This window comes from Micromonospora sp. NPDC051543, from assembly GCF_044454415.1.
Classification (GTDB): domain Bacteria; phylum Actinomycetota; class Actinomycetes; order Mycobacteriales; family Micromonosporaceae; genus Micromonospora.
Map to the genome: position 1 here is coordinate 140806 of NZ_JBITDT010000005.1, position 24282 is coordinate 165087.

18 protein-coding genes and 2 pseudogenes are annotated in these 24282 nt (G+C 72.0%); 11 read left to right on the forward strand and 9 right to left on the reverse strand.

Annotated features, from left to right (window positions below):
• The first annotated feature begins 50 nt into the window (after positions 1-50).
• The 4 genes from ACIA3K_RS10775 to ACIA3K_RS10790 all read left to right on the forward strand — a co-directional run bounded on the left by ACIA3K_RS10775 (position 51) and on the right by ACIA3K_RS10790 (position 7216).
• Positions 51-2843 (forward strand): immune inhibitor A domain-containing protein, encoded by a 2793-nt coding sequence (locus ACIA3K_RS10775; RefSeq protein WP_396800465.1) that lies wholly within the window; start codon positions 51-53, stop codon positions 2841-2843.
• A 333-nt stretch (positions 2844-3176) separates the two neighbouring features.
• The gene (locus ACIA3K_RS10780) at positions 3177-5612 is read left to right on the forward strand and encodes an immune inhibitor A domain-containing protein (protein ID WP_396800817.1); all 2436 of its coding nucleotides are present in this window, start codon (positions 3177-3179) and stop codon (positions 5610-5612) included.
• Between the two features lie 205 nt (positions 5613-5817).
• Entirely contained in the window at positions 5818-6216 is a 399-nt protein-coding gene (locus tag ACIA3K_RS10785) for a hypothetical protein (RefSeq protein ID WP_357123594.1), read from the forward strand.
• Positions 6217-6283: 67 nt separating this feature from the next.
• Complete coding sequence (locus tag ACIA3K_RS10790; RefSeq protein WP_396800467.1) at positions 6284-7216, forward strand: alpha/beta fold hydrolase; 933 nt, start codon at positions 6284-6286, stop codon at positions 7214-7216.
• 4 nt (positions 7217-7220) lie between these two features.
• Here ACIA3K_RS10790 and ACIA3K_RS10795 read toward each other — a convergent pair whose 3' ends face one another.
• The 3 genes and pseudogenes from ACIA3K_RS10795 to ACIA3K_RS10805 form a co-directional block, all read right to left on the reverse strand.
• On the reverse strand, positions 7221-7586 hold the full coding sequence (locus ACIA3K_RS10795) for a hypothetical protein (RefSeq protein WP_396800468.1): 366 nt from the start codon (positions 7584-7586) through the stop codon (positions 7221-7223).
• Positions 7583-8982, reverse strand: a pseudogene (locus ACIA3K_RS10800) (SseB family protein); the annotation flags it as partial. The gene ACIA3K_RS10795 and the pseudogene ACIA3K_RS10800, both read right to left, overlap by 4 nt.
• A gap of 1318 nt (positions 8983-10300) precedes the next feature.
• A pseudogene (locus ACIA3K_RS10805) lies at positions 10301-10540 on the reverse strand (hypothetical protein); the annotation flags it as partial.
• Positions 10541-10731: 191 nt separating this feature from the next.
• On the opposite strand from ACIA3K_RS10805, the gene mycP reads away from it, so the two are divergent.
• Complete coding sequence (gene mycP / locus ACIA3K_RS10810; RefSeq protein WP_396800469.1) at positions 10732-11949, forward strand: type VII secretion-associated serine protease mycosin; 1218 nt, start codon at positions 10732-10734, stop codon at positions 11947-11949.
• Between the two features lie 85 nt (positions 11950-12034).
• On the opposite strand, the gene ACIA3K_RS10815 is transcribed toward mycP, so the two are convergent.
• Together ACIA3K_RS10815 and ACIA3K_RS10820 are read right to left on the reverse strand one after the other, a co-directional pair.
• Positions 12035-12328, reverse strand: a complete 294-nt coding sequence (locus tag ACIA3K_RS10815) for a WXG100 family type VII secretion target (protein WP_396800471.1) — start codon at positions 12326-12328, stop codon at positions 12035-12037.
• A gap of 20 nt (positions 12329-12348) precedes the next feature.
• Positions 12349-12669, reverse strand: coding sequence for a WXG100 family type VII secretion target (locus ACIA3K_RS10820; RefSeq protein WP_357123575.1), 321 nt, complete (start codon positions 12667-12669; stop codon positions 12349-12351).
• A 289-nt stretch (positions 12670-12958) separates the two neighbouring features.
• On the opposite strand from ACIA3K_RS10820, the gene eccE reads away from it, so the two are divergent.
• The 4 genes from eccE (at position 12959) to rarD (ending at position 16906) form a co-directional block, all read left to right on the forward strand.
• Positions 12959-14905 (forward strand): type VII secretion protein EccE, encoded by a 1947-nt coding sequence (gene eccE / locus ACIA3K_RS10825; protein WP_396800472.1) that lies wholly within the window; start codon positions 12959-12961, stop codon positions 14903-14905.
• A gap of 94 nt (positions 14906-14999) precedes the next feature.
• Positions 15000-15386 carry a phage holin family protein gene (locus ACIA3K_RS10830; protein ID WP_355049298.1) on the forward strand — a complete coding sequence of 129 codons (387 nt, stop codon included), beginning with the start codon at positions 15000-15002 and terminating at the stop codon, positions 15384-15386.
• A gap of 108 nt (positions 15387-15494) precedes the next feature.
• Positions 15495-15971, forward strand: a complete 477-nt coding sequence (locus tag ACIA3K_RS10835; RefSeq protein WP_396800474.1) for a GNAT family N-acetyltransferase — start codon at positions 15495-15497, stop codon at positions 15969-15971.
• 17 nt (positions 15972-15988) lie between these two features.
• Positions 15989-16906 (forward strand): EamA family transporter RarD, encoded by a 918-nt coding sequence (gene rarD / locus ACIA3K_RS10840; protein WP_396800475.1) that lies wholly within the window; start codon positions 15989-15991, stop codon positions 16904-16906.
• A gap of 315 nt (positions 16907-17221) precedes the next feature.
• Here the strand turns inward: rarD and ACIA3K_RS10845 are convergent, their stop codons facing one another.
• Complete coding sequence (locus ACIA3K_RS10845; protein WP_355048256.1) at positions 17222-17944, reverse strand: zf-HC2 domain-containing protein; 723 nt, start codon at positions 17942-17944, stop codon at positions 17222-17224.
• Complete coding sequence (locus tag ACIA3K_RS10850) at positions 17941-18456, reverse strand: sigma-70 family RNA polymerase sigma factor (RefSeq protein ID WP_357124632.1); 516 nt, start codon at positions 18454-18456, stop codon at positions 17941-17943. Before ACIA3K_RS10850 ends, ACIA3K_RS10845 begins: the two co-directional genes overlap by 4 nt.
• A 216-nt stretch (positions 18457-18672) precedes the next feature.
• Here ACIA3K_RS10850 and ACIA3K_RS10855 point away from each other — a divergent pair, with 216 nt between their 5' ends.
• Positions 18673-20799: a PhoX family protein gene (locus tag ACIA3K_RS10855; protein WP_396800476.1), complete on the forward strand. Its 2127-nt coding sequence runs from the start codon at positions 18673-18675 to the stop codon at positions 20797-20799.
• An 81-nt stretch (positions 20800-20880) separates the two neighbouring features.
• On the opposite strand, the gene ACIA3K_RS10860 is transcribed toward ACIA3K_RS10855, so the two are convergent.
• Complete coding sequence (locus tag ACIA3K_RS10860) at positions 20881-21663, reverse strand: IclR family transcriptional regulator (protein WP_396800477.1); 783 nt, start codon at positions 21661-21663, stop codon at positions 20881-20883.
• 154 nt (positions 21664-21817) lie between these two features.
• Here ACIA3K_RS10860 and ACIA3K_RS10865 point away from each other — a divergent pair, with 154 nt between their 5' ends.
• A complete protein-coding gene (locus tag ACIA3K_RS10865) occupies positions 21818-22999 on the forward strand; it encodes an MFS transporter (RefSeq protein WP_396800478.1) in 1182 nt (393 codons plus the stop codon).
• 107 nt (positions 23000-23106) lie between these two features.
• Here the strand turns inward: ACIA3K_RS10865 and ACIA3K_RS10870 are convergent, their stop codons facing one another.
• Positions 23107-24192: a polyprenyl synthetase family protein gene (locus ACIA3K_RS10870; protein ID WP_396800480.1), complete on the reverse strand. Its 1086-nt coding sequence runs from the start codon at positions 24190-24192 to the stop codon at positions 23107-23109.
• Positions 24193-24282 lie beyond the last annotated feature (90 nt).

Genomic DNA, 24282 nt, shown 5'->3' on the forward strand with positions numbered 1-24282 from the left:
TGCACGGAGTCCGCCGGCTTCCCTCGCCCATGCCCGAGAAACGGAGCGGCATGAACAGAAACTCCCAACCGGGGACGCGTCGACGACTACTCGTCGCGCTGCCCGTCATCGCCCTCGCGGCCACGTCACTGACCGTGAGTGGCAGTGCGGCGGCACAGCCGTCCACCACCCCCCGGGCGGTGATCGGGGCTGACGAGTACTACATCAACTACGCCGAGCCCGAGGTCCAGCCGGACACTGCCGGCCGTGAGGTCAAGGGCAAGAACGGCGTCTACACCCCCAAGGTCGACGACGCCCGCGCGTTCGACCAGAAGCACGCGCGGGGCAACCCGGTGACGGCCCGCCAGCTCGCGCAGATCGAGGCCAAGTCGATCAAGACGGGCAAGAGCCCGCGCCAGATCAAGCAGGCGCCCAACACGCAGACGGCGAAGCTGCTGACGCTGCTGGTCGAGTTCAACGACAAGGCCAACGACGACTTCACCAACGTGATGGTCCCGAAGACGGTGTTCGAGGACCGGACCTGCGTCCCCGGCACCGTGCAGAACGGGCCGAAGCACAACAAGATCCCGGACCCGTCGCGGCTCACCCACGAGGACAACAACTCGATGTGGGTGCCGGACTTCTCGCCGTCGCACTACAACAAGATGCTGTACAGCAAGAAGGGCATCACCGAGCGGGTCCGCAAGGACCTCAAGGGCCCGGACGGCAAGAAGGGCATCGACATCTCCGGCCGCACGATGCACAACATGTACCTGGAGATGTCCAAGAACGCGTACACGGTCGACGGGCAGGCCAGCCCGTGGATCACCGTGCCGCACTCCGAGGGCTGGTACGGGGCCAACCGCTGCACCCAGGACGAGAACGGCAACTGGGTGCCCGGCCGCGAGCAGTCGATGAACGGTCACCCGGACAACCCGGCCGGCGCGAGCCGGCTGGCCGGCGACGCGATCGACGCGCTCGCCGCCAAGGACCCGACCTTCCCGTGGGCCGACTACGACAAGGAAGACCAGGCCGACCGCGACGGTGACGGCAACCTCTTCGAGCCGGACGGCGTGATCGACCACCTCGTGCTGGTGCACGCCGGCAAGGGCAAGTCGAGCGGCGGCGGCAGCCAGGGCACGTACGCCGTGTGGGCGCACTCCTCCTCGGTGCCGGGTGGCTACACCATCCCGGGCACCAGCCTGAAGGTGTCGAACTACATCGTGCAGCCGGAGGACGCCGGCGTCGGCGTCTTCGCCCACGAGTTCGGTCACGACCTCGGTCTGCCGGACCTCTACGACACCTCCGGCAACGCCGACTCCGACGTGGACTTCTGGGACCTGATGGCCTCCGGATCGCACTCGGGTGAGATCTTCCAGGCGCTGCCGACGCACATGGGCATCTGGGACAAGTGGGTGCTCGGCTGGGCCGACCCGCTGACCATCCGTCCGGGCTCCAACCCGCGTGAGGTCAAGCTCGGGCAGACCTCGCGTACGCCGATCGACGCCGAGGACGGCATCAAGGTCGACCTGCCGGACAAGGTGACCGTGCTGGCCACCCCGCACAGCGGCACCAAGATGTGGCACAGCAACAACGACCAGAGCTGGGCCGACGTCAAGCTGAGCCGCTCGGTGGACGTGCCCAACGCCGCGGACTCCAAGTTCTGGATGTGGAACAACTACATCATCGAAGAGGACTGGGACTACGGCTTCCTCGAGCTGTCGACCGACGGCGGCACCACCTGGTCCGAGCAGAAGGTGTACGCCGAGGACGGCACGGTCGTCACGACGCCGGACAACTACGGCGACCCGAACGGCCGGATGAACGACTTCGGTGGCAAGAAGTACGGCCTGACCGGCAGCACCGACGGCTGGCGTCACGACTACGTCGACCTGTCGGCGTACGCGGGCCAGACCGTGCAGGTGCGACTGCGCCTGGCCACCGATGAGGCGTTCGAGGAGCGCAACTGGTTCGTCGACGACTTCTCGGTCACCGGCGGCGGCGCCACCGTATGGAGTGACGACGTCGAGGGCGGCGCCAACGGCTGGACGACCAGTGGCGGCACCTTCGTCGACACCACCGGCGCGGGCTGGAAGGTCTCCGGCGGCACCGAGGTGCACGCGCAGTACTACCTGGCCGAGTGGCGCAACTTCGACGGCTTCGACAAGGGCCTGAAGTACGCCTACGACACCATCTACTCGCGCGACGCGTGGAAGGTCGACCGGATCTCCTACAACGCGCCGGGCATGCTGGTGTGGTACCGGGACAGCGCGCTGGGCGACGTCAACCACGTCACCGGTCAGATGACCTCGCTGCCGAGCTACGGCGCCAAGGGCGGGCTGCTCATCGTCGACTCGCACAACGAGCCGTACCGGCGTACCGGCACGGCGGCCGAGAAGGACCCGTCGGTGACGGACAACCTGCCTAGCCGTCCGCAGTCGTCGAACGCGGCCTTCACGCTCCAGAAGACGTACCCCTTCACGGAGTGCCTGGAGGCGGCGGGCGAGCCGTACAGCGCGTACTGCACGAAGTTCAAGGCGCTGCCGCCGGTGAAGGGCTTCACCGACGCCAAGGGCTGGTACCCGGGCATCGAGATCCGCGACGGTGCCGCGTACGCCCGGGACAACGACGCCTCCGTCGTGATCCCGTCGCGTGGCAACGCGCCGTACACCACCCGGGTGACCAACCCGGACGGTAGCCCGGCGCCGGACTACTACGGCGTGACGCTGGGCGGCGGCGCGATCGTGCTCGGCACGGGCAACCCGGCCGACGCGGGCGTGCAGAACGGCGTCTCGTTGACGATCCGTAAGGCGGCGAAGGACAACTCGTCCGCCACGATCTACGTCACCCCGGCGACGAAGTGACGGTTTAACGGGTTCGGCAACTGATGGTGGGGCCGGTGGCGGGAGCGCCACCGGCCCCACTGTCGTTTCATCTGATCTTATTGATCGAAATACATCGTTGCGGACGTCGCCGCCCGGTCCGCCCTGACTCGAGCGCAGATGAAGCGCGGGGGTGTGACGGTGAAAAGCATTCCCAACAAAATCTTGCAACAAATCGACGCGTGCATCTTCCCACCCGTCGCAGCAGTGTCTATGTTCACCAATGGTCCCACTAGTGGGATCGATCTTTCACCGGCCCGTACCCCCGTTGGGTCGGTTCCCTCACACCGGAGGTACCACGTGCGCAAAGTCGCAGTGGGTCTGCTCGGGCTTTCACTGACGGCGACGGGGCTGGCGTTCGGACCGTCCGCCAGTGCCGCGCCGCAGCCGAAGTTGCCGACGGCCGCTCCGTCGGTCGCCGAGCCCGCCCTTGCCGACCACGACCTGCCGAACCCGCTGGAGGACAAGCGGCGAGCGCTGCGCCAGGAGGGCCTGAGCAAGGTCCTCACCGGCGAGGCGAAGGCACAGAAGGTCAACGGCAGCACGGTCGTCAAGGTCGGTAAGACCCAGGCCGACGGGGCCGCCGCCCGCACCACCGGGGCTGGCACGGCTCAGACCGAGGACCAGTACGTCGAACTCTCCCGCGAGCGGACCGACAAGATCTTCGTGATCCTTGCCGAGTTCGGCAACGAGCGGCACCCGGACTTCCCGGACAAGAGCATCGACCCCGACACCGCGGGGCCGACCAAGTTCGACGGGCCGCTGCACAACCAGATCCCGGCGCCCAACCGGGCCGTGGACAACTCCACCGTCTGGCAGCCGGACTACAACGCCGACCACTACCGGCAGCTCTACTTCGGCACCAACCCCGGTGACGAGTCGCTGAAGCAGTACTACGAGGCCCAGTCCTCGGGTCGCTACAGCGTCGAGGGCGAGGTCACCGACTGGGTCAAGGTCAAGTACAACGAGGCCCGGTACGGCCGCTCGGACGACCCGATCGCCGACGACGACACCGCCAACCCGGCCAACGACCCGGCGGTCTGCGACAGCAACGTCTGCGACAACACCTGGGACCTGGTCCGCGACGCGGCCAACCAGTGGGTCGCCGACCAGAAGGCCGCCGGCCGCACCGACGCGCAGATCGCCGCCGACGTCAAGTCGATGGACCAGTACGACCGGTACGACTACGACAACGACGCCGACTTCAACGAGCCGGACGGCTACATCGACCACTTCCAGATCGTCCACTCCGGCGGCGACCAGGCCGACGGTGACCCGATCCAGGGTGAGGACGCGATCTGGAGCCACCGCTGGTACGCCTACGCCTCGGACCAGGGCAGCACCGGCCCGGAGACCTTCCCGGGCGGCGGCACCGAGATCGGCAACACCGGCGTCTGGATCGGTGACTACACCATCCAGCCGGAGAACGGTGGCCGGAGCGTCTTCTACCACGAGTACGGCCACGACCTCGGTCTGCCGGACGACTACAACGTCATCAGCGGTGGCGACAACAACAACGAGCACTGGACCCTGATGGCCCAGAGCCGGCTCGGTGGCAAGAACGACGGCGGCATCGGCGAGCGCGGTGGCGACCTCGGCGCGTGGAACAAGTTCCAGCTCGGCTGGCTCGACTACGACACGCTCGGGCTGGGCGAGAAGCGCGATGTGGTTCTCGGCCCACAGGAGTACAACTCGCCGGAGGCGCAGGCCGCCGTCGTCGTACTCCCCGACCGTGACTACACCTTCTCGAACGGCGCGCCGTTCGAGGGCAGCAAGCAGTTCTTCACCGGCAACGAGGACAACATCAACAGCACGATGACCCGGACCCTCGACCTCACCGGGAAGTCGTCGGCTGCGTTGACCATGAAGGGCCGCTACAACATCGAAGCCAACTTCGACTACCTGTTCTTCGAGGCTTCGACCGACGGTGGCAAGACCTGGGCGACCCTGCCCGGCACCGTCAACGGCAACCCGCTGAAGGAGATCTCCCCCGGGCGCTTCGCTTTGGACGGCTCCAGCGGCGGCAAGTGGGTCGACGTCAACATCCCGATGAACTCCGCAGCGGGCAAGGTCGTGCAGTTCCGGCTGCGCTACCAGACCGACGGCGGCGTCTCCCGGGGCGGCTTCTACGGTGACGCGATCACCGTGACCGCCGACGGTCAGACGGTGTTCACCGACGGTGCCGAGAACGGTGCCAACGGCTGGACCTTCGGCGGCAGGTTCGAGATCGCCGGGGCCACCTACACCAAGGCGTTCGACAACTTCTACATCGCCGGCACCCGGTCGTACACCTCGTACGACAAGTACCTCAAGACCGGGCCGTACTACTTCGGCTACCAGAACACCCGCCCGGACTACGTGGACCACTACGCGTACCAGGAGGGTCTGCTGATCTCGTACTGGAACCTGCGGTGGTCGGACAACGACACGTTCGCCCACCCGGGTGAGGGTCGGAACATGATCATCGACGCACACCCGCGGCCGCTGTACAACCTGACCGGCGCCCCCTGGCGGGCCCGCGTCCAGGTCTACGACGCGCCGTTCAGCCTGAAGAAGGCGGACTCGTTCACGCTGCACATCAACAGCCAGGCCAACTACGTTCGTGGCCAGGCGGCGCAGCCGCTGTTCGACGACACCCAGCAGTACTGGTTCCCGGAGCTGCCGAACCACGGCGTCAAGCTGCCGGCCACCGGCCGGAAGATCCAGGTTCTGTCGCAGGACGGCATCAACACCACCGTCCGCTTCGGCTGATCCCTCGATCCGGCACCACCCGCACCACGGCGATGCCCGGGCAGGTCACCTGCCCGGGCATCGCCCGTTCCGGGGGAACCTTGGCCCGGTGGCGCGCGTCCGATCACCCGTGCGACCGCGCACCCCCACCACCTTGACCGGCGCCGGTCTGACCGTCCTGTTTGCGCTGGCCGGCTGCGCCGGAACGCGGAACGAAGGAGGCACCGTGTCCGCCGAACAGACCCCGTCCGGCACCCCGGCGACCAGCCCACCACCGGCCTCCGCCGCGCCGACCGGAAGCGGGGCCACGCCGTCGGCTCCCGCCGGCCGCCCGGCGCGCTCACGCGTCCCGCTGCCCACCCTGCGCCCGCCGACCGGACCACCGCGCAAGCCGACCGACGCCCGCCGGGCCAACGCCCTGGCCGGACGGATCAACCGGGGCGGCGACGGCCCCTGCTACGGCCTCGTCACCGACGACGGCCGGCAGTACGCGCTGCACGGCATCGGCAAGGGCACCTTCACGGTCGGCACGACCGTCCGGGTGACCATCGGCCCCGCCGACCCGGCCGCCGACTGTGGCCCGGGCATCCCGGCCACCATCGTCGACATCAGCCCGGTCGTCTGACCCCCGCAGGGTCACAGTCGGGCCGGCGAAACGGGCCACCTCCCGACGGGGTCCTAGGCTGTCAACCATGACCGACCAGCGCGGCGAAGCCGTCGACGAGTCCCGCGTCCTCACCGAGGGCCCGTGGACGCACCGTTTCGTCGGCGCCAACGGCAGCCGCTTCCACGTGGTCGAGGCCGGCACCGGCCCGATGGTGCTCTTCCTGCACGGCTTCCCCGAGCACTGGTGGGCCTGGCACCAGATGCTCCCCGCGGTCGCCGACGCCGGCTTCCGCGCGGTCGCCGTGGACCTGCGCGGCTACGGCGCCAGCGACAAGCCACCCCGGGGGTACGACGGCTACACACTCGCGGCCGACATCGCCGGCCTCATCCGGGCCCTCGGTGAGCGCTTGGCCACGCTCGTCGGCAGCGGCGTCGGCGGCATGGTTGCCTGGACGGTGGCGTCGTTCCACCCATCCCTGGTCCGTCGGCTGGTGGTCCTGGGCGCACCCCACCCGCTACGACTGCGCGCCGCGATCTTCGCCGACCCGCGCGGCCAGTTCGCCGCCTCCACCCCGGCGTTGAAGTTCCAGCTCCCCCGCTACGAACACGTGCTCACCAAGGACGGCGCGGCGGGCGTCGAGGAGATCCTGCGCCGCTGGGCCGGCCCGCGCTGGGCCGCCAGCGCGGACTTCGAGGCGTACGCCGAGCGGTGTCGGGAGGCGATGCGCATTCCGCAGGCCGCTTTCTGCGCGCTGGAAGGCTATCGCTGGGCCTTCCGTTCCGTGCTGCGGCTGCACGGCTACCGATTCGTGCGCCTCATGCAGAAGCCGCTGGTCACCCCGACCCTGCAACTGCACGGCGCGGCCGACGTCGCCGCCCTGCCACGGACCGCCCTCGGATCCGGCCGGTACGTCGTCGCCCCGTACGAGTGGCGTCTGCTGGACGGGGTGGGGCACTTCCCGCACCTGGAAGCCCCCGAGGTGGTGCTCGGCGAGATCCTGCGGTGGGCCAAGTCGTAACTGATTAGACCCGCTGTTCGCGTAGGTCGGTGACCTCGGCGGCCGGCGCCCAGCCCTGGTAGACGCCGAAGTCGAAGACCTCCAGCCGCATCGCCTCGGCCACCGGCCAACGACCACCCGTGTACTCGACGCGCAGCCACGCGTCGTGCTCGCCGAGCACGATGAACGGCTGGCTCTGCCAGGTGCAGGTGGTCCGCACGTACGCCAGATCCTCGATCTCGCTCGCCGGCAGCACCCGCACGTAGCGGCCCGCGCGGACCTCCTCGAAGCCCTCGCCCGGCTCGGGCTGGTACAGGCGGATGTCGTCGCCGTCCGGGCTGGCCTGGTACTCCCGGCCCTGCCAGCGGGCCACGTAACCGTCGCGCATCACTCCTCCGGAACCCGCCGCCAGGTGACCGCGTCCGTGTCGAGGACCGCGACCACCCGTTCGGTGCCGTCGCCACCGATTCGCCAGAGCTGCGCGCCGTGCGGCAGGCGGGCGCTGTCCACCTTGAACTCGGCCACCACGTCACTGCTCTCGCCCGGGGCGAAGCCGTTGCCCCGGAACGGCGGGCGCTCGATGACCCAGCCCTCCATGGCACGCATCGCCGCCTCGTTCTGCCCGCCGTACGGAATCCGGTAGAGGCTGGGCCGGTGCGCCGGCCAACGCAGCACGTAGATCTCCTCGGCGTCCCGCACGAACGGCGAACCGGGGTAGTTCAGGCCCAACGCGTCGTGCAGCTCGGCCGGCGTGGTCAGGTGGGCCAGCTCACCGGCCCGGTGCACGAAACCGGAGACCCGGTCGTACCCCCGCTCCAGGTAGTACGCGAGCTGGCTGGGCGCGATCGCCTTCTGCATCACCGTCGGGCGGGCCGGGTCGACCGCCGCCGGGGCGTACCGGGGACGCGCGGCGGGTTCCGCCTCGGCCGCCGGTTCCACCGGGTCGACCTCCAGGTCGTCGCCGAGGCCCACCTCGGCGGCCCAGTTGGCCAACGCGACGATCTGGTCACCGGGCAACTTCGCGCCGACCGGGGTGCCCGGGTTGACGGCGAACGACCAGTCCTCGTCGGGCCAGCGCCGGATCAGCTGGGCGAACTTCACCCGGACCGTGTCGACGGCGCCCTCGACGTGGTCGGCGAGGCGCTCCGGGGACGTGTAGACCACCACGTACGTCTCGCCGTCGAGGCGGGCGGTGCGCCAGACGAAGCCCGGGTCGCCGGGACGGCTGCCCCGCTTCGAGTCCGCCGCCGCCGGCAGCAGCACGCGGGCCAGCAGCAGAGTGGACAGGAACGTGTCCGTGCTCCCGGCCCCGGCCGCGCCGAGCAGATCCTCCTCGACGGTGTTCGCCGGCTGGAACTGCGGCGACGCCGGCTCGTCGACCGTCGGAGGCTCGACGGCGTCCGCGATCGTCGCCTCCGCGTCGGAGTCGGGGCGTACCGGCTCGGGTTCGTAACCCACCGGGGATCGGGACGACCGACCGGTGTCGCCGCCGGCACCGAAGCCAGCGTCGCCGGCCAAACGGGCATCGCCAAGGTCGGCGTCGGTAGCCGGGCCGGTACGGCCCAGGCCGGCGTCGGTAGCCGGGCCGGTGTTACCCAGGCCGGCGTCGGTGGCCGGGCCGGCGTTACCCAGGCCGGCGTCGGTGGCCGGGCCGGCGTTGGATGGCTCGAACAGGCTCGCTCCACCACCAGACGCGGCCCAGGCAGTGGGCTCCGGCACGGACGGGCCGGAGGCGAACGGGCCGGGCACGGCCGGGTCGGGCACGGCCGGGTCGGGCACGGCCGGGTCGGGCACGGCCGGGTCGGGCACGGCCGGGTCGGGCACGGCCGGGTCCGGCGCAAACGGGTCGGGCACGGCCGGGCTGAACGGTGGCGGGGCGGTGGTCGTCGGGCCGGGTCGCCGGGCGGTCTCGAAGAAGGGGCCGACCTCGGGCGGATCGAGGAGATCCCGGGACTCGATGATGGTGCCCTCGATGACGATGGGCGTGAAGCCGCGACGGGGGGCGGGCGGGCCGGAGACCGGCTCCGCGATCGCCGGCGGCAGATCCTCCACCGGTTCGTAGCGCCGCCGTTCACCGGGACGGCCACGCGGGATCGCCTGGGTCTCGTCCGCCGCGGGCGCCGGCTCCGAGAGGCGGGCCGGCGGCGGCCCGCCGTTGACCGGACCGGGCACCCGGAACGCGCGGGTGGGCTCCTCGGCCAACGGGTCGGGCCGTCGCGGCGGCAGCGGCTGCGTGGTCTCGTCGTCGGTCAGCGGCGCTCGTACCACCCGGGATGTGCCCAGGTCAGCCGCAGGCGGCCACGGCCCGCGGCTGGCGTCCGGCGTGGGCATCGGGAAGGCCTGGGTCGCGCTGTCGCCGCCGGGCGCGTCGGCGGGTCGGCGGCGCGGAAAGGGCTGACTGCCGCGCCCGAACCGCGACGGCGGCGCAGCCCGGTCGCCCGTCCGACCGTCGCCCGGGGGCAGGCCAGACTTACGACCGGACGTCGGTTCGAAGAAGGAACGCCGGCCGTCCTCGTTGGCGCCACCACCGACGGCTGGACCGTCACGCTCGCTGGCCGGCCGGGTCGCGGACGGTCGGCCGGCACGTGGAATCGGCTGGTCGACCGGGGCGGTGCGGGTGCGGTCGGCGGCCAACGGCACGTACCGCGAGGCGGCGGTGCGGCTCGGTCCCGGCCCGACGCCGGTGCCCGGCCGGACCGTGCGGGGCGGTTCGGTCGGCTGCGGTGGCCCGGCGGCGGGCATGTCCTCCACCCCGGAGCGGCGCGGCACATCACCCGGGCCGGGCGAGCGGGTGGGATGGCCCGTTGCGGGGGGCGGAGACACCGGCGGCGTGGCACCCCTCGGCCCGGGTCGTCCGGGCGGCGTCGCGTCGGGGACCGGCGGCGAGGGCGGTACGAACCCGGCGGCGGGCGGGGTCTCCCGACCGGTCGTACCCGCCCGGAACCGGGAGAGGGTCTCGGCCCGCTCCAGCCGGGCCCGGGCGCCCATGGCGCGGCCCGGCAGTCGGACGTCACCACGGGAGAGCTGCGACACGAACCAGGAGGGCAGGTACCCCTCGACGGGCAGCCCGGGGTTGACCGCGAGCCACCACTCGTGGTTTGGCCAGCCCAGCGCGAGGTCGGCGAACGGGACGCGCCGGTGGGTGCCCGCGTGCTCGCCGAGGCAGGCCCGCAGCGCGGTGCTGGAGGTGAAGGCCAGTACGTGCGTCCGGCCACCGGTCGTCCAGGTGCCCCAGCCGGCGGCCTGACCGGAGGATGCCGGTGCGGAGACGGGCAACAGCAGATCGGTACGGGACAGGAGGCGGAAGTAGAGCTCCTGGTCGTTGGCGCGCAGCGCGTCCCGCATCGCCACCTCGGCCTCCGTGGCCGGCTCCCATTCGGTCACGGCCACCTCTCCTCCCGAGAACAGGCCACAGGTATCGCGTACAACCTACAAGGTGGCATCAAGATCACAATGGCTGGCCGGCGACGGTGCGCCCCGGCGACGGCGAGGCGATAACATCCCGTTCCGGAGCCGACACGATACGGAGGCTGTCGATGTCCCGGTCGATTGCGCGCCCGGTCCTGGCCGGTCTGGCGGTCGCACTGCTGACCGGCGCGACAGGTCCGGCCGTCGCCGCCGGCGCGCGCCGATCGGCTCCGGTCTGCGCGACCCCACTGACGCCCGTTCGACCGGTCGAGGCCACACCGTGGCCCCAGCAGCGGTACGACCCCGCGCGGCTCGCGCCGCTGACCACCGGCGCGGGGGTGACGGTCGCGGTGGTCGACTCCGGCGTCGACCGGGCACACCCCCAACTGGCCGGTCGGGTGCTGCCCGGCGCCGACCTGCTCGAACCGGGTGGGGACGGCGGCCAGGACTGCGCCGGGCACGGCACCGGTGTGGCGAGCATCATCGCGGCGGCGCCGCGGCCCGACGTCGCCTTCCACGGCCTGGCGCCGGCCGCCCGGATCCTGCCGGTACGCGTGAGTGAGCAGCAGGTGGTGCAGGGCCGGGAATCGGGGCGCACGGTCAGCGCCGGCGAGTTCGCCCGCGCCATCCGCTGGGCCGTCGACCACGACGCCGACGTGGTGAACCTCTCCGTGGTGCTGTACGCCGACGACCCGCAGGTCCGTTCCGCCGTCCGGTACGCCGTCGAGCGGGACGTGGTGCTGGTGGCCGCCGTGGGCAACCTGCACGACAACGGTGACCCGCGCCCGTTCCCCGCCGCGTACGACGGGGTGCTCGGGGTGGGCGCGATCGGGGCGGACGGGGCGCGGGCCGCCTTCTCGCAGACCGGCGCGTACGTCGATCTGGTCGCCCCCGGCAGCGAGGTGCTCGTCGCCGCGCCCGCTCAGGGCCACCAGCGGGTGGAGGGCACCAGTTACGCCGCGCCGTTCGTGGCGGCCACCGCGGCGCTGCTGCGCGCGTACCGACCCGAGCTGACCGCCACCGAGGTGGTGGAGCGGATCGTCGCAACGGCTGATCCGGCGCCCGGCCCGGGACACGGCGGCGGGTACGGGGCCGGCGTGTTGAACCCCTACCGGGCGGTCACCGAGACCGGCGGCCGGCCGGGCGGACCCCGATCGGCCGCCGCGCTCGCCGATGACCGGACCGATCAGGCCGCGCTGGCCCGCCAGGCACGTCGCGCGACCGCCCGGGACCGGGCTCTGGTAGCCGGCGCGGTGATCGGCGTGACGGCGGTCGCCGTGGTGGTGCTGGCCCTCGTGCTGCCCCGGGGCGCGCGCCGACGTTGGAGACCGGCCGGGCCGGCCTGACCCGACCCGGTCGCCGCCGTGGCCCTCGCCCGACGGTGGCCGGGACGCCAACGCGGTCATGGTCAGCGCTCCCGGCCCACCGACGTCACTGGAACAGCCCGGTGTTCTTCTTCTCGGTGTCGAGGTAGTCGGCAGCGGAGTCGTCCACCGCCAACTTGATGGCACGCAGCATCGCCTGCAGGTCCTGCGAGGCGGAGCGCCACCGCGCCTGGCGCTGCTCGTACGCCTGGCGGGCGTCACCGGACCAGGCCGACACCAGCGGCGCAGCGTCACGTTCGAGTTGGCCGAGCTGCGAGTCGAGCGTGTTCAGCGCCCGCTGAATGTCCGCGCCGGCCTGTTGCAGCGCGGCAAAGTTGACGACCAGCACACCGTTGTCCATCGGAATGCCCTCCCGGCAGGTCAGAGCGGCAGCTGGATGCCGCCGCGGTTGGTGCCGGCCACCCGGCTGGCCGCCTCGTCGTCCGAGACGTCGTACTGTCGGCCGGCGGTGCGAATGGCACCGGCGGTCTCCCGCAGCGCGCGGTGCAACGCCGCCTGATCGTCTGCCCACTGTCGCTTGACCTGCTCGAACGACCGCCCGCCGGCGCCGCGCCAGGCCTGCTGCAACACCTCCAACTCGGCCAGCAGGCCGGTCAGCATGGACTGCAACGACTGGTCCACCTGCTCGAACTTCGCGGCGGTCTGCTTCATCACCGCTGCTTCTGCCTGGGTCTGGGACACCCGGACGTCACCTCGTCTCCTCGGTCGTGCCTGGCTGTCAATGCGCCCGCGGTGGGAGCGCACCGCTCGCGTGGCCCGCTCGACGAGCACGGTCGGACACGGGTCAGCGATGAACTTCGTGGCTGACGGTAGCGGCCTGGTAGCGGTTCTGCTACCCCCCGGCTCTCCCCTGTGGACAACTACGACAGCCATCGGTCGCCTACGATGTGCGGCAGCGCCGTCGCGGCGCGTGACGGGCATCCGGGGCGGTCGGCCGCCGGGCACGTCCAGACCGGGTCGAGGAGGCGCGGTGCCGCCGATCACCACTTCAGGCGCGCAATCGGCGAGCGACGCCGGGTGGGGCCCGACCGCAGCTTCCCCGACAGCCGGGCCGGACATCCCCGCCGTCTCGTCGCTCGACGCCGCCCCGGGCGTCGGATCGACCACGATCGGCGGCAACACGCCGGGCACTCTCGGCGGCGCCGCTCCCGGAGGCGGCGTACCCGCTCGACGGCCCACCGCGCGGTGGACCGCCATCGGTCGGCTCGGTGCGGGGATGCGCGCGGGCCAACTGGTCACCGGGCAGGTCGCCGTGGCGGTCGTCCTCGCCGCCTCCGGCCAGGGCGCCCCGGTCATGATCGCCGCGCTGTTGGTGGCGACGCTTCTGGTGATGGCCGCCTGCGTCCGGTTCCGGGGCCGGTGGCTCTTCGAGTGGCTGGGCACCGCCGTCGGGCACGTGACCCGCCGTCGCAAACTGGGCGAGCGGGCCGGTGCGGCCGAACTGCTCGACCTGGTCGCGCCGGGAGCCGTCGTCGGCTCGACCGAGTTGTCCAGCGGGCCGGCGGCGGTGCTGGAGGACACCGGCGGCATGGTGGTGGTGCTGGAACTCGGCGACCCGGGCGACCTCCTCGGCGACGCGCCCCGGGCGATCCCCACGCCGTCCACGCTGCTGCCGACGCCGGGGCCGGACGTGCCACCGGTACGGATCCAACTGCTGCTCACCGGCACACCGGCGCCCGTACCGACGGCGGGTGGCACGGTCGGGACCTCGTACCGGCAGCTCACCGACGGCCGCCTCGTCGGGCGGGAGCGGGCGGTGCTGGCGGTCCGGGTGCTGCGGGCGGACGGCTGGACGCCGGAGGCGCTGCGCCGGGCGCTCGCCGGCACGACCCGCCGGATCATCCGTCGGCTCGGGCCGCTGACCGCCCGGCCGCTCGGCGTACCCGCAGCGCTGCGGGTCCTGGGCGAGCTGGCCCATCACGACGGTGAGCCGGTACTCCAGGCCTGGCCGTCGCTGCGCACCGGCGCTCTGGTCCAGGCGACGTTCCGGCTGGTCCGCTGGCCGCAGGCCGGTGCGGCGGCGGCACGGCCTCTGGTGCCCCGGCTGTTGACGCTGCCGGTGACCGCGACGACCGTGTCGCTCTGCGCGGGGCCGGACGCGGTGACCGAGCTGACCGTACGCCTGGCCGCCACGTCGACGGCCGAACTGACCGTGGCCGTCGACGCGTTGGGCCGCCTCGTCGACGGCGCGGGTGGGGAACTGCGGCGGCTCGACGGCGCGCACCTGGACGGCCTGGCCGGCACGCTGCCGCTGGCGCTCCTCTCGGCCGGGCGGCCCGAGGCGGCGCTGGACGACTGGGAGCTGACCCTGGGCGAGGCGGGGATGATGGTCGGCACCAACCGGCACGGTGGAGCGGTCACCGTACGGCTGTTCCGGCCGGAGGGCACGCGGGTGCTGTTGCTGGGCGGGGTGCGTACCGCGCAGCTCGTCGCGTTGCGTGCGATGGCCCTGGGGGCGCTGGTGGTGGTGCAGACGGCACGACCCCGCGCGTGGGAGCCGTTCGTACGGGGGGTGGGCGCGCCGGGCGGAACGATTCCGCTCATCCCGCCGGGCCGGCCGGTCGCCGAATCGGCCGGCGCCGCACTGCGACCGTTGCTGCTGGTCGTCGACGCCGGACCGGTGCCGGCCGAGACCGAACCCGGTCCGGCGTGGCGGGCCACCCTCGTGGTGCGCGACGAGCTGACACCGGCCGACGTGGACACGTTGAGCCGCGCCGACCTGGCGGTGCTCCAGCGGCTGCACCCGGCGGAGGCGACGCTGGCCGGCGCGGCGCTGGGCCTGGGCGCCTCGGCCGACTGGCTCACCCGCATCCGCGACGACATGGTGGCGGTGGTGAACCGCCGCGCGTTGCGCTGGGCGCTGCTCTCCCCGACCCCGATCGAGGCCCAGCTGATCGGCCGGCCGGCACGGGCCTGAGCGCGCCCGCGCTCAGGACTTGAGCGCGGTCGGTGGTCCTCGATGGTCAACTGCCGGGTTACGCGCGTGGATGGTCCGTGGCACGATCCCCGCCATGGGTTTTCTGAAAGGGTTGCTGATTCGGCTGGCCACCACGGCACTGGCCTTCTGGCTGGCCACGCTGCTCATTCCGGGCATCGACCTGGAATCGACCTCCGCCGTCCAGACGGTCACCACGCTGATCCTGGTGGCGGCGATCTTCGGCATCGTCAACGCGGTGCTCCAGCCGGTCATCAAGACCGTCGGCTGCGGCTTCTACCTGCTCACGCTCGGCCTCATCGCGCTGGTGGTGAACGGGCTGCTGTTCCTGCTCACCAGTTGGATCGCCGACCAGGCCGGGCTGCCGTTCTCGGTGGACGGGTTCTGGCCGGCCGCCGTTCTCGGCGCCCTGTTCGTGAGCATCGTGACGTGGATCCTCGGGGCCGTCCTCGACCGCGACTGACCAACCACCGTCCCGGACCGCCCGGCCCCGAGGGGCGGGGCGGTCCGATGACCAGAGTTCGGGAATTGGCCGGCCGGCGGCCCCCTCGGGTCGGTTAGCGTCGCCGACGTGTTCACCCTGACCCGGCCCGACGGCCACCTGCTCAGCACCGATCCCGCCCGGCTCGACCTGGACCGCGTGCACCACTGGCTGTCCACCGACGCGTACTGGGCGCTGGGACGCGACCGGGACAGCGTCGTGCGGGCCTTCGCCGGGTCGCTGCCGTTCGGCATCTACCGGACCGACGACGACAGCCAGGTCGCGGTGGCCCGCGTGGTCACCGACCGCGCCACCTTCGCCTGGCTCTGCGACGTGTACGTCGACCGGGCCGCGCGAGGGCTCGGCCTGGGCACCTGGCTGGTGGGCGCGGTCCGCGACCACCTGGACGAGCTGGGCGTACGACGGATCCTGCTGATCACCAACGACGCGCACGAGGTGTACGCGCGGGTGGGCTTCACCCCGTTGGACGTTCCCGGACGGTGGATGAACCTCGATCGGCGGCCGCCGGTGACCCCGATCACCGGAAAGGAACAAAAGGGAGGTTGACCCCTTACGGTGGAGGCGTGACGCCACTGCGCCTGGGATACCTCTACGGCATCGGCGCGTACCTGCTCTGGGGTTTCTTCCCGCTCTACTTCAAGTTGCTGCGGCCCACCGGCCCGTTGGAGATCCTGGCCCACCGGATCGTGTGGTCGGTGCTCTTCGTGGCCCTGCTGCTCGGCGCGCTGCGCAACGTCGGCTTCCTACGGGCGCTGCTGCGCCGACGCGCGGCGCTCGCCGGGATCGTCGCCGCGGCGGCGCTCATCGCCGTCAACTGGGGTACCTACATCTACGGCGTCAGCTCCGACCGGGTGGTGGAGACCGCGCTCGGCTACTTCATCAACCCGCTGGTGGTGGTGCTGCTCGGGGTGACGGTGCTGCGGGAGCAGCTGCGGGCCGCGCAGTGGGTGGCCCTGGGTATCGGTGGGTCGGCCGTCGCGGTGCTCGCCGTCGACTACGGCCGGCTGCCCTGGCTGGCGCTGACCCTGGCGTTCAGCTTCGCCGGCTACGGCCTGATCAAGAAGCGGCTCGGGCTGCCCGCCGCCGAAGGGCTGTTCGTCGAGTCCGCGGTGCTGGCGCTGCCCGCGCTGGGTTACCTGGCCTGGTTGTCGAGTCAGGGCGGGATGACCTTCGGGCACGTCTCGGCCGGGCACACCGCGCTGCTGGTGCTGGCCGGCGCGGCCACCGCGATCCCGCTGCTGCTCTTCGCCGGGGCCGCCAACCGGCTGCCGCTGACCGGCCTCGGCATGATCCAGTACCTGGCGCCGATCCTCCAGCTCGCCTGCGGTGTGCTGATCTTCCACGAGCCGATGCCGCAGGCCCGCCTCGCCGGCTTCGCGCTGGTCTGGCTCGCCCTGGTGGTGTTCACCGCCGACGCCATCCGCGCCGCACGCCAGTCCCGCAACACGTCCCGCGTCCCCACCCCGGTCCCAACCCCCTAACCCCACCCTCCCAGCCCAGCCAGGCCCCAGCCCAGCCCGGCCCAGCCCAGCCCGGCCCGGCCCGGCCCGGCCCAGCCCAGCCCAGCCCAACCCCGGCCCAGCCCGGCCCGGCCCAACCCAACCCGGCCCAACCCGGTCCGGCGCGGCGATCTTGCAGTTTCTGTTGCCGATTTGTCGGCATGGACCCGGTATGACGCAACAGAAAGTGCAAGATCGCGTGGGGAGGGGGCGCGGGGTCAGGGGGCGCGGGGTCAGGGGGCGTGGGGAGGGGGCTCGGGGTCAGGGGCGCGGGGCCGCGGGGTCAGGGGCGCCGGGTCAGGGGACTGCGTAGGTGAGCAGGGGGGTGCCGTCGGCTCTCTGGAGTTCCACGCTGACCAGCTCCGCGTCGGTGAAGCGGGTCATGCCGGTGAAGACCAGGTCGTCGCCGGGCGCGGCGAGCCAGGAGCCGATCTGTTCGCTCGCGCCGCTCGGCCCCTTCGCCACCAGCCGGAACGGGTAGGCCTTGCCGTAGCTCGTCCGCGCGTCGTACCCGCAGTGCATGGTGATCTCGGTGCCCCACTTGCTGCCGGTCAGACCGATGTCGGCGTGCACCGGACCGGCGAGTGCCACCGGCCGCATGGCGACCATCGACACCTGCGGGGCGGGGCGGGAAGTGCCCTGCGCCCCCGGGTCCGGCGGCGGGGCGACCGGTCGGGGCAGCACGGCGGCCGTTCCCACGCCGACCACCAGGGCCAACGCGGCGGCGGCCAGCGTCGTCAGGGCGTACCGGCGACGGGTCCTGGTCCGTTCGCGGCGCCGGCGCGCCCGGGCCTCCTCGAGCAGCGCGGGCGCCCGGGGCGCGGTCGGCGGTGGCAGGAACTGTTCCAGGCCCGCCGGGTCGAGGCGGCCGAGCAGTCCCGGTAGGACGGCGATCTCGGCGACGGCGTCCCGGCAGGAGGCGCAGCCGGCGAGGTGCCGCTCGTAGGCCGCCCGCTCGGCGGGGGCCAGGGCGCCCAGCACGTACGCGCCGTCGTCGTGCGCGAACTCGCACCGGGTCATCCCGTCACCCCCATTTCGGCCAGGACCAACCGTAGTGAGCGCAGCGCATAGTGGGTGCGTGACTTGACGGTGCCCGGCGGCACCCCCAGCCGCGACGCCGCCTCCGCCACCGACCGCCCCTGGTAGAAGCACTCCACCAGGACTTCACGGTGGGTCGGGCTGAGCCGGTTCAACGCCTCGGCGACGGTCCACGCCTCGACGGCACGCTCGGCCTCGTCGACGACCTCTGGCGGCTCGGGAATCTCGTCGGTGAACACCTCGCCGACCCGCGTGGAGCGTCGACGCCAGGCGTCGATGGCCAGGTTGCGGGCGGTGGTGAACAGCCAGGCCCGCACGGAGCCGCGTCGTGGGTCGAGGGACTCGGGATGCCGCCAGGCCCGCAGCAGCGTCTCCTGCACCAGGTCCTCGGCCCGCTGCCGGTCGCCGTTGACCAGCCGCAGGGCGTGTGCGTACAGCGCCTCCGCGTGCTCGTCGTGCAGCGCCCGCAGCAGTTGGGCGTCATGGTCGCTGATGGCGGTCTCCTCACTTCCGGCGCGTGTCCGGCGGTGCGTCCGCCCGGGAATACGTGTGGTGACGCCGAACGGTTCAGCCCGAGGTCAGACCACTGGCGGCCGGGCAGGTGTTCACGCCCGGTTCACATCGCGGCCGACGACCGCTCACCGCGTCCTCCTAGCGTCCGGCTGGTACGCCGCCTGTCGCGCCACCACACTCACCTGGAGGCCTCCCCCATGAGCGACCGTCCCCGGCTGCTCCCGCTGTTGACCGGCAAGCGCCACGGCGCCCGTGACGCCATGACCTGCCTCTACCGCTGCGGCAACGCCTGTGACCACCCCGTACCGAACACGTCCGACAACGCGTACTTCGGTGACGTGGTGGACGCGGAGGTCTCCCGGCGCGGCGTGGTCCGGGCCGGCGCGGTCGGCGCCCTGGTGCTCGGCTTCGGCGGCACGGCGGTCGGCGCGCTGGCCGGTGCGGCCCCCGCCAGCGCGGCCCCCACCAACCCGGACGTGCCGGAGAACTTCGGCTTCGGCCGTCCCACCACGGGTGTCGGCAGCGGCGCGCTGACCTTCAAGCCGATTCCGCCGAACAAGCTGGACACGCTGGTCGTGCCGAACGGCTACGACCACGCCGTGGTGATCAAGTGGGGTGATCCGGTGCTGCCGGGCGCGCCGGCGTTCGACCTGCACCACCAGAGCGCCGCCGCGCAGTCGAAGCAGTTCGGCTACAACAACGACTTCGTGGGCGTGCTGCCGCTGGACAAGCAGGGCCGGCGGGCGCTGCTCGTGGTCAACCACGAGTACACCAACGAGGACCTCATGTTCCCCGGGTTCCCCGGCCTGGACGGACTCTCCGTGGAGCAGCTGCGCACCGCGATGGCCGCGCACGGCATGTCCGTGGTCGAGCTGGAGCGGGTCGGCGGCACCGGGCAGTGGAAGCCCGTGGGCAACGGCCGCCGGCCGTACAACCGGCGGGTCACCGCGCTGAGCACCAAGTTCGACCTGACCGGCCCGGCTGCCGGCTCGGCCTGGCTGAAGACCGCCGCCGACCCCAAGGGTCGTACGGTCGTCGGCACGCTGAACAACTGCTCCGGTGGCGTCACCCCGTGGGGGACCGTGCTCTCCGGTGAGGAGAACTTCAACCAGTACTTCGTGGGCGCGGACGCCGCGCCGGCCGAGCTGAAGCCGAAGCTCGACCGGTACGGCATCAGCACCGCGAGCCGCTACCCCAGCGGCAGCCGCAAGTGGGAACGCGCCGACGAGCGTTTCGACCTGGCCAAGCACCCCAACGAGGCGCACCGGTTCGGCTGGGTCGTCGAGATCGACCCGTTCGACCCGGAGAGCCGTCCGCGTAAGCACACCGCGATGGGTCGCTTCAAGCACGAGGGCGCGAACGTCATCGTCGCCAGGGACGGCCACGTGGTCGCGTACATGGGCGACGACGAGCGGTTCGACTACCTGTACAAGTTCGTCTCGGACAAGAAGTTCCTCAAGGGCAACTCCTGGGCCGCCCGCAAGCACAACCTGACCCTGCTGGAGTCCGGCACGCTGTACGTGGCGAAGCTCGACCAGACCAGCGCCGCCGAGATCGACGGCTCCGGCACGCTCCCCACCGACGGAGCGTTCAACGGTCGGGGGCGCTGGATCAAGCTGGTCAGCGGCAACAGGTCGTTCGTCGACGGGATGACCGCCGCGGACGTGCTCACCTTCACCCGGCTCGCCGGTGACAAGGTCGGCGCGACCAAGATGGACCGCCCCGAGGACGTCGAGCCGAGCCTGCTGACCGGCAAGGTGTACGTCGCGCTGACCAACAACACCGACCGCGGCAAGGCCGGCAAGGCGGCGGCGGACGAGGCCAACCCGCGCAACGCCAACAAGCACGGGCAGATCCTGGAGCTGGTCGAGGACCGCAACGACAACACCTCGGAAGCGTTCGCCTGGTCGCTGCCGATCGTCTGCGGCGACCCGACCGACCCCTCGACCTTCTTCTCCGGGTATGACAAGACCCAGGTCTCTCCGATCTCCTGCCCGGACAACGTCGCCTTCGACGCCACCGGCAACCTGTGGATCTCCACCGACGGCAACGCGCTGGGCAGCAACGACGGCCTCTTCGCCACCGCGGTCGAGGGTCCGGAGAAGGGCCACCTCAAGCAGTTCCTGACCGTGCCGATCGGCGCGGAGACCTGCGGCCCGTTCATCACCGGCGACAACCGCTCGGTGTTCGTCGCGGTGCAGCACCCGGGTGAGATCACCGGCGCCTCGGTGGAGAACCCCGCCTCGAACTGGCCCGACGGCGACTACGCCAAGCCGGGCGTGGTCGTCACCTGGCGCCTCGACGGCGGCCCGGTGGGCAGCTGACGTTCCCCTGGCGGTTCGGCGCTGGACCGCCGCGAGAGGCCCTCTCCCGGCCCGGGAGAGGGCCTCTCGGCCTCGCTGCGGTCAGTGATCGGCGGCGATGCCGTCGGCGACCGTACGGGCGACGGTGAGCAGCTTCGCGCGTACGACCCGGGCGGAGGTCATCATCTCGCTCGCGGGCAGGGCGCAGGCCAGCACGACCCGACGTTCCATGTCCTTGTCGGGTGCCACGAGCACCGCCGCGCAGGCCACCCCCTGGCGGAACTGTCCCAACTCCAACTGCATCCCCCGGCGGTCACCGGCGGCCAGGTCGGCCTCGAACGTCTCGCTGGCGGTCAGCGTGGCACTGGTGAAGGGACGCATGCCGTACTCGCGGAGATAGCGGAAGCGCTGCTCGGCGGTCAGGGTGGCGAGCAGAGACTTGCCGAGAGCGGTCGCGTGGGCCCCCTCGTCGAAGCCGGGAACGAGATCCTCCAGGTACGGCGAACGGTGCCCCTCGGCCACCGCCGTGATGGCGACCTGACCGCCCACGAACCGACCGAGGAAGTGGCTGTAACCGGTGTCGACGGCCGCGCGTCGCAACGTCTCGCCGACCACCGGCGGCCCACGGAACGCGGTCACCAGCTCGCGGTAACGGTCGGCCACCTCGAGACCCACGATGTACGTGCCGTCCTCGCGACGGATCACGTAACCCTCGTACGCGAGGGTGCGGACGAGGTGGTAGGTGGTGGCCACGGTCAGCTCACACCGTCGGGCGATCTGCTTGACGGTCAGGCCCTTCGGGGCGCGACCGACCGACTCGAGCACCCGCAGTGCTCGGGACACGCTGCGGATCAGGTCCGAAGGTTCTGCCAAGGGGTCGCGCACAACCACCTCCGCCGCCGGGGACTTACACCATATGAAAAACAGGCCGCGTGCGAAATGCCTGTTCGGGTCGAGGATGCCAGATCACCATCCACTCCTCGTACACCAGTGGTCACCGGGAGTTGCCTGAGCGCGACTCGCGTAGGTTTGCCGCACGATGACCGACACCGTCCTCACCCCCGCGCGCGTCCGCACCCGCCCCATCCGGGCCAGCGCCGGTGCCGTGGCCACCACCGTGGCCTGCGTACTGCCCGTCTTCCTGCTCGGCGGCCTCGCCGTCCAGATGGGTACGGATCTGCGCTTCTCCCCCGCCGGGCTGGGCCTGGCCGTCTCCGTCTACTTCGGCGTGAGCGCGCTGGCCTCGGTGCCCTCCGGACGCCTCGTCGAGCGGTACGGGCCGGCGCTGGTGGCCCGCTGTGGCATCGTGCTGGCCTCCGGGTCGATGCTGGCCGTGGCGGCGCTCGCCCGCTCGTACGAGGCGCTGCTCGCCCTGCTGGCGCTCAGCGCCGCCGCGAACGCCCTCGGCCAGTTGGCCAGCAACGCGGCGCTCGCCGAGCACGTCCCGCCGAGGAGGCAGGGCCTGTCGTTCGGCGTCAAGCAGGCGGCGATCCCGGTCTCGACGCTCTTGGCCGGCGCGGCGGTGCCCACCATCGCGCTCACCGCCGGCTGGCGTTGGGCGTTCGTGGTGGCGGCAGTCGCGGCGCTGACCACGCTGCCGGCCGTACCCCGGGAGGTGTCCGGTCGTGCGCGTCGGGCCGACGGGACGCGCGGCGGCCGGGCCACGACGGCCCTGGTGGTCGTCGGCGCGGCGGCGACGTTGGCGTCGGCCGCGGCCAACGCGCTCGGCACCTTCCTGGTCGACTCGGCCGCCGCCCGGGGCCTCTCGCCGGGCCTCGCCGGCCTCACCCTGACCCTGGGTAGCGCGGTCTGCGTCGTCGCCCGGGTGGGCGCCGGCGGACTGGCCGACCGGCGGGCCAACGGTCACGTCGCGCTCATCGCCGCGATGCTGGTGATCGGGGCGGTCGGGCTGGGCCTGCTCGCGGTGGCCGGCCCGGTGCCGCTGGTGGCGGGCGTGGTGCTCGGGTTCGGCCTGGGCTGGGCGTGGCCCGGCCTCATGAACTTCGCCGTGGTGCGGCTGCATCCGCAGGCTCCGGCCGCCGCCACCTCGATCACCCAGACCGGGGTGTACGCGGGCGGCTGCCTCGGCCCACTGAGCCTCGGCCCGCTCGCCGCCCACCTGGGCTACCCGACGATGTGGGCCACGGCCTCGGTGTCGATGCTGCTGGCCGCCGCCCTGATGCTGACGGGCAGCCGCCTCCTCAAAACCCCCCACCCCTGACCCGTTGATCATGAAGTTGTTGCCCGATCAGACGGCGTGTCGGGGCAATAACTTCATGATCAACGGAGCTGGGGTGGGGCCCAGCCGGGAAGGAGGGAGAGGGTGGGTCAGCTTGTGCGGTCGGCTATGTAGTCGCAGAGCGACTCCAGAGCCTGGCGGGACGAGTTCGCCGGGAGCGGGGCCAGACAGGCGCGGGCGTCCTCGGCGTAGCTGCGCACGGTCTCCCGGGCACGCTTGAGCGCCGGGCTCTCCCGCAGCAGCCCCAGCGCCTCGGCGTGCAGGGCGTCGTCGGTCAACGGACCGGTCGCCAGGATCTCCCGCAGCCGCACCGAGGAGGCGTCGGAGTCGTCGGCCGCGCGCGCGTACAGCACCGGGAGCGTCGGGACTCCCTCGCGCAGGTCCGTGCCGGGCGTCTTGCCCGACTGCACCGACTCGGACGCGATGTCGAGCAGGTCGTCGGAGAGCTGGAAGGCGACACCGATCGTCTCGCCGTACCCGGCGAGCGCCTCGACGTACTCCGCCGGAGCGCCACTGAACATGCCGCCGAAGCGGGCCGACGTGGCGATCAGGGAGCCGGTCTTGTCGGCGATCACGTTCAGGTAGTGCGCGACCGGGTCGTCGCCGGCACGCGGCCCCACCGTCTCGGCGATCTGCCCGTGCACGAGCCGGGCGAAGGTGCGCGCCTGCAACCGGACGGCCTCCGGGCCCAGGTCCGCCGCGATGTCCGCGGCGCGGGCGAAGAGGTAGTCGCCGACCAGGATGGCGAGCGAGTTCGTCCAACGCGAGTTGGCGCTCGGTGCGCCCCGCCGCACGTCCGCCTCGTCCATCACGTCGTCGTGGTAGAGGGTGGCCAGGTGCGTGAGTTCCATCACCACGGCCGCCGGGACCACCTGCGTGCCCGTGGGATCGCCGAACTGGGCGCCGAGCGCCACCAGCAGCGGCCGGAACCGCTTGCCCCCGGCGTCGAGAAGGTGCCGGGCCGCCTCGGAGACGAACGGGTCGGCGCTGGCCACACTGGCACCCAGCTCGACCTCGACCGCTTCCAGCAGACCCAGCACGGATGCCTCGACGCGGGGATCGGCGAGATGAAGGCCGAGCGCGCCGAACTGACTCATGCTCGCCCGACCCCGGCGACCGCCGGAACCGGTGGCACCTGAACGCTCGCCAGCCGGAATCACCACACCATCAACCATGCCACACCCGTTCTACCTGCTCCGGCTCGGGGATACGCAGCGGGGGCCGGCACGCTGCCGCGCGCCGGCCCCCGGTGGTCGAGCCACGTC